The organism is Vibrio sp. V01_P9A10T6 (assembly GCF_963877065.1).
In the GTDB taxonomy this organism is placed as follows: Bacteria; Pseudomonadota; Gammaproteobacteria; order Enterobacterales; family Vibrionaceae; genus Vibrio; species Vibrio anguillarum.
The window spans coordinates 1-11,303 of sequence record NZ_CAWNTB010000014.1 but is presented as its reverse complement, the minus strand read 5'-3'; the positions used below and the strand labels follow the sequence as shown (position 1 = coordinate 11,303).

Genomic DNA, 11,303 nt, shown 5'->3' with positions numbered 1-11,303 from the left:
ACTCTGGAGGTTCTGTACAACACTCCATTATTTCTTCAAACGTCAGAATTGATGATGGTGCAACAGTGGTCGATAGCATTTTATTTGATGATGTTGAAGTCGGCGCAGGGTGTCAGCTCATGAGATGTATTATTGATAAACATGTAAAAATCCCTCCACATACTCAAATTGGCTTAAACCCAGTTGAAGATGCCCAGCGTTTCCGTATTTCAGAAAATGGCATTGTTGTGGTACCCGAAAGTTATCAATTCTAAACCTATATTTTTTTGCCCACTCAATTTATCCCTCATTAAAATGAAGCCTTAGCACACGCTAAGGCTTCTTACTTTACACTGAGTTCAAAACATACCGATTAATCACGCTCGGTTATGGGCACGTTGTTGCATCCCAAAACCAATTTGACTGAGTCGGTGACTCCCAAACGCCAGGGTTGTTTTTGGCAATAAAACATTTCCCGTTGTAAGTCACAACATCGCCAGTTTTCACCTGTGTAGATCCGGGAACCCAAGTAATGACATTGCTAGGATTCGAGGTACCACCGGTATCGCCACCGCCAGTATCTCCACCGTCACTGCCACCAGAAGATAGGTCAGCAAGTGGAAGATCCGGTTGTTCAAACTTGAAGGCGTAATCGACACCATTAATGTTTACGCTGTAATTTGCAGGCCCAGAAATAGGCAGATAGTAAACCATATCCAACTCATACACGCCGCCTGCGGGCAGAGCTTTCCAATTAGGTAAACTAAACGCTACGCGGTGCATGACACCGTCTAAGCCACCGACGTTGTTGGCGCGAGTATGGCCAGAAGCAATCACCTTCAAACCACCACCAGATTGGTCTTTAGCATTATCAGGTGCAGATACGGGGATATCAAACTGGAACTCAGTACCACCTGGGATCTCTTGACCTGTGTTGTTAGTAAAGCTGATTTTCGGATTGATTGGGTAGTTTTGATCACCCACCTTAAATCCACCAACGGAGACCGCGATGTCTACAGTTTCACTGGCAATCGTTCCTGTTGCAAGCGTGTTACCATAAGGCGTTGCCGACTTAAACTTGTCATAAATTGCTTTCGTCATGGTATTACCCATGTGGTATTCGCCATTTCCGCTTGCACAAGCTTGCTCTGTTGAATCCACTTGAGTGCGTTGACCATTAGCGTCCAAGACATAACAGTTATAATCGCCCGCTAACTCCCAAAACATGATGCCGCCGATCTCTTTATCGATGACATAATCGGCTTTGGTGTTGATAGACTCTTTATCTTCAGTAGATAAGAACACCCCTTTATCGGCATTCCACAGCCAAGGCGCGACGGCAACGCTGTCATAGTGACGTTGGTAAAGACCGACAAGTTGATCGGCAGGCTCATTCACTGGATCAAGGTTATAAGCTTGGGCGTAAGAGCCCCAAATCCCCTTCTCTAGGTTTTTGGCATGCCACATTGGGTTTGAACCTGCGCCCATCTCGTTTCCTTTCGGATCGGTGTCGTGCCACATGTTGTCAATACCCACCGCGCCGTGGCCACAGTTGTTTTTCTCACCCTCACCAGTGCCCGGAGCACATTCAGCTTGGTTAGGTAATGCCGCTCGCCCCCATAAACCATTCTCTCCACCCGTGACACCTTGCCAGCCGCGCGTGTAGTAAGGAACGCCGATGTTGATACGCCCTGCGGGCATAGAACCACGGAAATAATGATAAGCCCAGTCAGTGTTGAGGTAACCAATACCACCGTATTGAGCCGTACCATATACGTTCCACTGTGCTAACTCTGAATCTTTACCAGTGTCATACAAAGCCGCGTTGTGACCCACGTGATCATTCCATGCGCCGTGTAAGTCATAAGACATGATGTTCACATAATCAAGATACTGAGTGACATCAAACGTCTCCATACCACGCAATAGATAACCAGAAGACGGTGCTGCAATCGTCAGCATGTAATGGTGGCCATCTTGTGCCGATGCTTGATCAAGCTTCTGACGTAGTACCTTCATTAACTCTTGGTACGACGCCCATAAATAAGCACGGCGAGGTTCCATAATCGCTTTATCATCTGGATTACCTGCGCCCGCCATTGAGGTTGGATATTCATAGTCGATATCGACACCATCGAATTGATATTTACGAATCATTTCAACAGCCGATGTTGCAAATTTTTCAATACCCGCGTGGTTGATAGAGCCATCCGCGTTGGTTGTCATCGTATAAAAACCACCATCGGCGACACGGTTGCCTGCCGTATCAAAGTGCCCGCCAGTTTCAGCCCAGCCTCCGATAGAAATTAAGGTCTTAACATCAAATTTTTTCTTCGCTGTTGCCAACGCACCAAAATGACCTTTAAAGCCTAATGCAGGATCAATCTCAACCCCTGGCCACTCTTTGCCCACTGCCGCATTATTGGGATCGTTCACATCGCCTACATTCACTTTGCCATCGGAACCTATGCTGACGAAGGCATAGTTAATGTGCGTGAGCTGCTCCCACGGGATGTCTTTTACAAGGTAAGCCGATTGCGGATCATCACCCGCACGCCAACTGGTGAAATAACCGATCACACGACGTGGATGATCCGCGCCCATGATCTCACGACCTTCCGCATCGTAAACAGTGCAATAAGGTACATTCACACCTTCGGTTTGATATAAACCATCAGGACGACAATTATTAGCTATTGGCGCGCCACTGACTGTTAAAGTCGCTAACGTGGAATCTGTCGTCACACCAAGGTTATCAGTGGCGCGTGCAAACACCGCCAAGTTACCCGCTTTTGTCGCAGTGTATTCTAAGGTATACGGAGCACTAACAGCCGTTCCAACCAGCGTTCCCGCAACAAAGAAATCAACTTTATCGACGCTTCCATCAGTATCAGCAGCGTTTGCGGTTAAGGTGACTAAAGCCCCCACATCAACGGAAGCCGCAGAAAGCGTAATATCAACGGTTGGAGCCTGGTTGCCTGGTTGTTGTGCCTCTTTCACCGTTAAGGTCGTTGCACTTTTCACGCTGGCATCACCTTTATCATCGATGGCTACAACACTGAATTCATGCTGACCAGCGGTTGCGACCCACGTGGCTTTATAAGGTGCCGTGGTGACTATACCCACAATTGCACCATCGACAGAAAACTCGACTCGAGCAACGCTGCCGTCACTATCGGTTGCGTTCGCACTTAATATTACGGTATCACCGACAGCAATCACATCTGCTGCGGAAGGTGAAGAGAGATTCGCGGTGGGTAGCTGGTTCTCACCACCGGAAGTGGCGCAAACATCCAACACTTTCCACTGGGCATAATCACCGGAAAAGTTGGCTGGATCGTTACCTTGAGTCCAATAGTTAGCTTGGTAGGCGGTACCACTGTGCTGAACCTTGTTACCGCCAGTATAAACTTTTGACGATTCCCAAGGGCTTAGTGTCGTGCAATCAACGGCTGCATAGCTGTTAAAAGCCATCAAGCAAGAGGCCGTTAAAGTGCTCAGTGTAAAAACACCCTTTGCCACTGTCCTGTTGTTTAAATGCATAGCTGCTCATTCCTTAAGTTATTGTTTCACTATAAAAAGCCTCGTATCAAGAAGAAACCAGACTTTAATTCTCACGTGAAACAACTGTAGGACAGAGCGATAAATAAGCACCTCAATTTGTTCAAATATCAAAAATCACTCGCAACAAGTTGCACTATTTCTGCAAAAGAGACATCGTTATTTTGCATCAACAACTAATTATTGGTTAATTTTCCGATTCTAAAAAAAGCGCCGAAATCAGAACAATATACGGACTGCCTGCCGGTTATTTAACTTACACACTATCAAAAAGAGCAAAAAATATGCAACAACACTAATTGTTACAAAAATGTAGAGTTTAACTTTATGCGCTATTTCTAACGCTGTACTCCTCTTGGGGTTTCATTAAAATGTCGCTTATATTCTCGACTAAACTGAGATGCGCTGGCATAACCAACTAAACGAGCGGCATCGTTCACACGCTTGCCTTCCACACGAATCAACTCTTTCGCTCTGTTAAGCCTGACTTTTTTTAAATACTGTAAAGGAGATTCTAACGTCACCAGCCTAAAGGCGTGGTGAAACGCCGAAACACTCATGTTGGCTTCTTCGGCGAGTAACTGAACGGTAATGGACTGATCATATTCTTGATGTACTTTACTCAACGCTTTGGCTATCCGGGCGTAGTGTCCTTCTTGATGAGCGAGATCAAAAAGCACATAACCGTGCTCGCTGGTTAATGCCCGAAACACAATCTCCTCGACTAAGCTTTCGCCAAGCACTTTAGCTTCAAGATCATCAACCAATGCAGACATCAAACGAATCGCACTTGCTTGCATCTTTGCGCCCATTTCTACTGATTTCAGCCCGCATTTTGATTTGTCTATGCAATCAGATAAAAAACCAGCAGCCTCAAGTCGATCAACCTGTTTAAGGAGAAGTGAGTGATCGATATTAATAGTCAAGCCCAATAACGGTTCACTTTCAGACGCAAAAGCTTCGCACTCAAGTGGTAAAGGTACCCCAACAACCAAGTAATCATTAGGGCCATAATTTACGGGTTGGCTACCAATATGAATGCGTTTATGTCCTTGCCCCAATAATATGATACCGGATTGATACACAAGGGGTTGTCTACCATTACCGCGGCTGCTGCGATAAAACAATACGCTCGGCACTGCCGTTTGGTGAATACCTTCCAAATGATCTAAAGATTGTTTTTCAATGTATTGCTGCATCAGTTGCGCCAGTTTACTCATAATGCCCCCTTATCAAAACTGAAGGAAGAATACGACAATTAGAGAATTAGGCAATTAATTTCGAGAAATTGGTCTATATTGACTGGATAATTAATACTAATATGCACATCGTAAAACACTGCCTTGGAGGCGCCGCCTCCTTTTCTATAAGCAAAGGTGAGAATAATGAAATTTACTTATGTTAACCCTACTCTAATTCACTTCGGCCAAGGCCAAATCTCGGCGATCAGTCAGGCGATTCCAACTGACCAAAAAGTACTGGTGATCTACGGTGGCGGTTCGATCAAAAAAAATGGTGTTTATGATCAAGTCGTGAGCGCACTCACTGAGCACCAATGGGTCGAGTTTTCAGGTGTAGAAGCAAACCCAACCAAAGAAACCTTAGATAAAGCAGTTGCTATCGTCAAAAAACAGGACATCGACTTTATTCTTGCCGTTGGTGGTGGTTCGGTTATCGATGGTTCAAAATACGTTGCCGCGGCGGCTAAGTATGATGGGGATGGCTGGGACATCATGGTGGGTAAACATCAAGTTACTGAAGCTACGCCCATCGGTGCAATTCTGACTCTGCCAGCAACCGGCTCTGAATCCAACATGGGCGCAGTAATTACCAAAGCACAAACACAAGACAAACTGGCCTTTATGGCTCCAGCGGTACAGCCTAAGTTCGCAGTGCTTGATCCAGACGTAATGAAATCACTGCCTGAGCGCCAGTTGATCAACGGTATTGTTGATGCTTGGGTACACGTCTGTGAGCAATATTTAACCTTGCCGACCAATGCGATGGTTCAAGACGGCTATGCCGAAACTTTACTTAAAAACTTGCTGGTATTGGGTCAGCAATATGACCAGCGTGACAATGATGGATGGCGAGCAAACCTTATGTGGACAGCGAACCAAGCATTAAATGGCCTGATCGGGACTGGCGTTCCACAAGATTGGGCGACTCATATGATTGGTCACGAGTTCACCGCATTATGGCATGTTGATCACGCCCGTTCGTTGGCGATTGTGCAACCTTCCCTGCTGCGCAATCAACTTGAGAACAAACGCGCTAAACTTGAGCAAATGGGCAAAAATGTCTTTGGGCTTAATCAAACTAGCGATCTTGCCTTACGCACAATCGATGCGATTGAAGCCTTCTACCACAGCTTGAATGTTCCAACTCAATTTGCGGATCATAATAGCAGTAAGCAAGCGGCCATAGACGCAGTTATCGCTCAACTGAACGCACATGGAATGCTTGTTTTGGGTGAACAGCAAACCATCACGCTTGAAAAATCGCGTGAAATTTTGGAACAAGCTATCATTTAGCCTCATTTTTTAGACGAGTGAATAGTGATTTCCACATTCCAATAGCATAGATTCAGCTACATCAAGCAGCGCAATTGGGCGCTGCTTTTTTTGTATTGGATACTTTATGTAGCGGCTTTTCATTACCATGCCAGCATTATCAAACTGATCCACCACCTAAAATTGAAAAACTAATAACGACTTTTAAAGTCATCCTTTTCTAAACCATGTTTTTTCATTCGTAAGTAGAGCTTTTTACGCGGTACTTGCAGATAATTTGCGGCATCAGCGACGCGACCAGAATGGAGAAATAATGCATCTTCAATAATTTGCTTTTCGTAATCATCCACCAATTCATCAAGCGGTGATAAAAGATCAGACTGATTATACAAACGCTCTTTTCCCGTCAGTTTTACAATACCTATCGCATATAATTCGGCTACATTTCTCAGCTCTCGTACATTTCCCGGCCATTGATGTGCACGCAGTAGCGACAAATAACTCAGTTCTACCGCTGGCAAAGGTTTCGCCAATTTATTACAACTCTGCTTGAGAAAATAATGGAACAAAGTAGCGATATCATCGGGACGATGTCGAAGTACAGGCACCTCTATCACGCCTTGGTTTAGCAAATAATAGAGTTCTGGCTGCAACCGATTAGCCGTAATTAAGGCCTCAGGTTCCGTACCTAAAATAGCAATAACGCGCGTTCGAGCTTTGCTTAGGCGTTCTTGGTTAAGCATCCTCTGAGTCAAATAACGCTGCAATTCTTCAGAAAGTAATTCGATGTGGTCTATTAGCAATGTACCGTTTTCACTTGCTTCTAATTTTTGTTCAATCTGTGCGAGCGTGGTCGCTGATGAAACGGTTAATTCCACCAGCGATGAAGCATGATTACCCTGTGTCAGTTGGTGGATGAGATATGCAATAGTATGCCGCCCAACACCCGATTCTCCACAAATAACAACATGACTGTTGAGCATTGAATACTGAGCAACATGGTGGCGAATTTGCCCCATTTGAGCGGATTTTCCGATGAGTTCGCATTTGATTGAGTTGGCCATAGCCGTTTTTTGTTGTACAAAATGACGACGAATATCGAGATTTTTCTTCACTAAGCTCAATAACTCCGCAGGATTGATTGGCTTTTCAAGAAAATCGCATGCCCCTATTTTGACCGCCTCTACCGCCATAGGAATGTCTCCGTGGCCAGTAATGACAATCACAGGAATATGCTCATCAATCGATTTAATCGCTTTAAGCAATTCAATGCCGTTCATTTGTGGCATATAGACATCAAGCAATATCACTCCAGCCCAATCAGAATGGATAAACTCACACGCTTTGGTGGGGTTAAGAAGTGCTTTTGATGGCAAATTAGCTATCGACATAAGATGAGAATATGAGTCAAGGACATCTTGGTCATCATCAATCAATAAAACAGAATAATTATGATTCATAAGGCAACTCCAGCACGACCATTGCACCTCGGCTGACTGTCGAGGCAAGATAAATTTGACCCTTTATTTTTCCTATGAGCGAGCGGCAAATATTCAGCCCTAAGCCCAACCCTACTTCTTTGGTCGTGGTAAAGGGCGTAAAGAGTTTTTCAACGACATCATGAGCAAATCCAGCCCCTGAATCGCATACTGCAACAACGTGATGCGTTGGCGTACTCGACAGCAATATCACGTCAACTTTTTTGTGCTCACATCCCACAACCGCTTCACAGCCATTTACCAACAAATTAATCAATACCTGTTCCAAGCCGATTTGATCTGCAATGACTTGAATTGGTTGATGAATATGGCTTTGCAATACTATCTGTTGACGTTTCGCTTTCGTTTCAACCAACAACATAGCCTGACCGATAACGTCAGTAATCAAGACAGGGGTAAGGGTTTCATCACTGCTACTTTTACGAGAAAAATGACGTAACCCATTGATGATTTTGCCCATTCGCTCTGTTAAATGTTCAATATGATCGATGGAATGTCTGATTTGCTCTGTTTTCTTCTGCTCTAAAGCAAGGTTTACGCTATAGAGATAAGTCGACATTGCGCTTAATGGTTGATTCAATTCGTGCGCTAAACTGGTCATCGTTTGCCCGACCACCGCCATTTTAGCGGCTTGTACTAACTCACTTTGTGTTTTTTTAAGATGGTTTTCGGTCCGGTGGTGCTGCTCAATTTCAGCGAGTAACTGATGATTTTTTTCACGTAATGAATGAGTTTTTGCTCGAACTCGCTCTTCTAATAATCGATTAGCGTGCTCTTGATCGGTAACATCCGTAATCGTGATGATAACTTTATCGCTTAAACCGTGGGTATACTTACGTAAATACAAGCGCAAGTAATAAGGTTTATCCACATCGCCTAACGATAGCGTAATGACATCTGCACCATTTTCGATCAACTTAGCCTCTGGGTTAAACAGTGCTTGCAACTGCGATTGAGTTGACGTTGAAAAACAGAGCCAAAAGGCTTTCGGGTCCTCATTCTGGTCTATATTCAAGCGAACACGAGCGCTTAAGTTAGCCGATTCAATATAACCATCCAAATCACAAGTGATTAAACTCGCTTGCGTATTGTTAATCAAACTCAGTGCGTTGGTTCGATCCATTTCCTCCACTTTTTTACCATACTGAACCAATTTTTCACTGATCCGGCCAATTTCATCTCTGCCGTCTACCACAATAGGGTGTGAAAGATCGTTATGAATGATGGCATCTAAACTGTCGCTAAGGCGGTTAAGTCGGCCCACAATCCGACGATTGATGAAATAGTAAGTCAAAAACAAACTGATAATGATCGATAAGCTAAAGCAGACAAACAGAATACGGTTACCATGAGAAACCAGTTCCGTGGTCTCTTTTTTCGCTTGAACAAACGACTCATCGGCGTTGGCTACCAACATCGCAATATCAGTATGTTGGTGGAGAAGCTGTTGCTGAACTTCAGCTCGAATATCATCAAGCTGGGCATTTAAACGCACCATAGAACGTAAGTTTTGATGGAAAGAGCCATTCAAACTCAATACATCCATTAGCTCACTGAGTAATTGTTGATAGGCGATGGTTGCAGGTTGTGAAAAAATCGGCGCACTCTGTGCGTACAGTTCTTCAAGGCGGAACTGTAGTACTTTCATGCCATTATTCACTTGGCTAATATGCTTAGATTGGATGAGCTCTTTTGCGAACATAAACGTTTGAGCCTCACCATCTAGGATAGACTGGACAGCCCCTAAACTCGCAAACAGCATGTCGCTTTCATTACCTTTCATTTTACGCTCTAGCTGCCACTGTATTTCTTGGCGCAGCGGAGTCAACTCAGAACCAATATCTTGATGTAGCCATTGGATCTGCTCTTGAAGTAACTCAATTTGACGACTTTGATCAATCCGTTGCCCGACCAGAAGACCAAATTGCTCACTAAGATTACGTAGCCGTTGATACCCAGCAAGCAGCCGTTGCTGCTCGTTGTTCAATTCAATCTCGCTTAATATTTTGCTGATCGTCGTTAAATTGTTATCCAAACGTTGCCGTTGCTCATCCAACTCAACTTTGTTACGCGTATTTGAGATGATTTCGATCCGTCTTTTAATTTCCGAACTACTGCTTTCGAGCAGATAACTGGCATTATATTTAGGAACACTTTTATCAAGCAGCTCGCTCACTTGATTATCTAAACTATTCCATGTTCCCCATGCGACGATGCTGACAATCGTCAACAGCAAGGTACTACAAGCAAAGGCCAAAACCAGTCTCGCGCCAATCGTGTTGTATTTCGGAAAAATCATGGCGTATCGACCCGGTCCAAGTTTTTTAGATCGGACAAAGCTTCTTCTAAGGTTAATGCCAACTGCATCTTCCAACGATGCGTCAGCTCCGCTACTTGCATAGAAATGGCGGCGGAGTGTGTCTCATACTGCACATCATCAACACTGATTTTTTGCCATGACTGATATACCACGGCTAACTCTGTTTCGGTCACAGGTAAAGAGAACACTCGAGTTTCAATATTTTCAATGAGCTTCAGAGCGAGTTCATTGTGTGCGTACTTGGTTTTAGCATGATTGATTGCGAGCCAAGTGTCTTTTAACTGAGGTAAGCGTTTGGTAATCGCAATTTCAAACAATAAGTTAACTAACTCCTCACGATGTGTAATGGATGCCATGGACAACTGTGTATATGCCTCATTAAACAGGGATTTATCGTTTATCGCATGTTTAGAAAAATCATTGCTATCCATATTCGTTTGTACCGCTTTTGACATCAATAAATCGATGAATGCCTTCGCATATTGATCATTTTCACGCAGGCTCACTTGGGCGACGTATGTGGGCATTAGGGTAAAACTTTCATCGTAGCGAAATTGAACGTGCTCAAATTTTCGTTCTAATATGCTGGCATAGCTATCAATCGTTGGGCCTATCCCAAATTGCCCTTTGGCTACATAATCACTCACACCAAAACTGCGTGAGGAAATTGTCCCTAAATTTGCCCCCACGTTCAGTAAAATCCGCCACCCTTGTTGCCAACCATATTTAGCAAGAATGCTCTCGACCATTAACTGAGTAGTACCCGAACGTGTTGGGGTACTCATCGTGATGTGGTCAAAGTAGATAAAATTAGCCAGATCGGTGAACGACGTAGGCGTCGGTAAATGATGTAAGCTGAGATAGTCACGATTCCATACCAAACCAGCGCCAGAATAGCCTATCGTCACGACTTTATCAGTTGGCGGTAACATGTAGGGTTTTAACCATTCTGGTGGTTGCAAATGGGCAGGTAAGGTTGCGAGCTTATTGCTATTTGCTAAATGCTGCATTAAAAAAGGCGATGAGCTCAGCACTACATCAATATTCTGGATATAGCTTTTATTAAGCAGTTGAATACTCGATTGTGCTCTACGGTGGACAACTTGCACATCAACCCCTTGATACTGTTTGCTGAACTCTTCAATAAGAGGTAGCAAGGGTTCACGTGAAAATGTGGTCAGTATGACTAACTCATTCTCTTTTGCATAAGCGGTATTGATAGCCGCCGCTATCGATCCTAGTAGCACCATCCATTTGCACCAGCGTAATAAGGTACAAGAACGGGAAACCGCTTTTAAATCACAAAACCCTAAAAATTGTGCGTTCACTCAAAACTCTACCGTTTAGCTAAAAATAAATTATTAAACATTTGTGTCAGTTATGACGCAAAACAGCGTATTACAATTTCAATTTTATCAGCAAAACATAATT

Annotated in this window: 6 protein-coding genes and 1 pseudogene; 2 read left to right on the top strand and 5 right to left on the bottom strand. The window is 44.0% G+C overall.

Translation table 11 applies throughout. The features are described from left to right. Positions 1–254, top strand: a pseudogene (glgC, locus tag AACQ21_RS00975) (glucose-1-phosphate adenylyltransferase); the annotation flags it as partial. A gap of 112 nt (positions 255–366) precedes the next feature. On the opposite strand, the gene AACQ21_RS00970 reads toward glgC, so the two are convergent. Further along, a complete protein-coding gene (locus AACQ21_RS00970; RefSeq protein WP_105977340.1) occupies positions 367–3,522 on the bottom strand; it encodes a chitinase C-terminal domain-containing protein in 3,156 nt (1,051 codons plus the stop codon). A gap of 356 nt (positions 3,523–3,878) precedes the next feature. Further along, the gene (locus AACQ21_RS00965) at positions 3,879–4,760 is read right to left on the bottom strand and encodes an AraC family transcriptional regulator (RefSeq protein WP_013867892.1); all 882 of its coding nucleotides are present in this window, start codon (positions 4,758–4,760) and stop codon (positions 3,879–3,881) included. A gap of 165 nt (positions 4,761–4,925) precedes the next feature. Between AACQ21_RS00965 and AACQ21_RS00960 the strand changes: the two genes are divergently transcribed. Then, positions 4,926–6,074 (top strand): iron-containing alcohol dehydrogenase, encoded by a 1,149-nt coding sequence (locus AACQ21_RS00960; protein WP_105977339.1) that lies wholly within the window; start codon positions 4,926–4,928, stop codon positions 6,072–6,074. 170 nt (positions 6,075–6,244) lie between these two features. On the opposite strand, the gene AACQ21_RS00955 is transcribed toward AACQ21_RS00960, so the two are convergent. The 3 genes from AACQ21_RS00955 to AACQ21_RS00945 are packed head-to-tail and all read right to left on the bottom strand — an operon-like array spanning position 6,245 to position 11,200. Further along, complete coding sequence (locus AACQ21_RS00955) at positions 6,245–7,513, bottom strand: sigma-54-dependent transcriptional regulator (RefSeq protein ID WP_105977338.1); 1,269 nt, start codon at positions 7,511–7,513, stop codon at positions 6,245–6,247. Continuing rightward, complete coding sequence (locus AACQ21_RS00950; RefSeq protein WP_105977337.1) at positions 7,503–9,851, bottom strand: ATP-binding protein; 2,349 nt, start codon at positions 9,849–9,851, stop codon at positions 7,503–7,505. Before AACQ21_RS00950 ends, AACQ21_RS00955 begins: the two co-directional genes overlap by 11 nt. After that, the gene (locus AACQ21_RS00945) at positions 9,848–11,200 is read right to left on the bottom strand and encodes an ABC transporter substrate-binding protein (RefSeq protein ID WP_105977336.1); all 1,353 of its coding nucleotides are present in this window, start codon (positions 11,198–11,200) and stop codon (positions 9,848–9,850) included. Before AACQ21_RS00945 ends, AACQ21_RS00950 begins: the two co-directional genes overlap by 4 nt. Positions 11,201–11,303 lie beyond the last annotated feature (103 nt).

Coding starts and splice junctions, on each gene's coding strand:
- AACQ21_RS00965 (WP_013867892.1), bottom strand. CDS start 4,760: ATGAGTAAACTGGCGCAACTGATGCAGCAATACATTGAAAAACAATCT.
- AACQ21_RS00955 (WP_105977338.1), bottom strand. CDS start 7,513: ATGAATCATAATTATTCTGTTTTATTGATTGATGATGACCAAGATGTC.
- AACQ21_RS00970 (WP_105977340.1), bottom strand. CDS start 3,522: ATGCATTTAAACAACAGGACAGTGGCAAAGGGTGTTTTTACACTGAGC.
- AACQ21_RS00950 (WP_105977337.1), bottom strand. CDS start 9,851: ATGATTTTTCCGAAATACAACACGATTGGCGCGAGACTGGTTTTGGCC.
- AACQ21_RS00960 (WP_105977339.1), top strand. CDS start 4,926: ATGAAATTTACTTATGTTAACCCTACTCTAATTCACTTCGGCCAAGGC.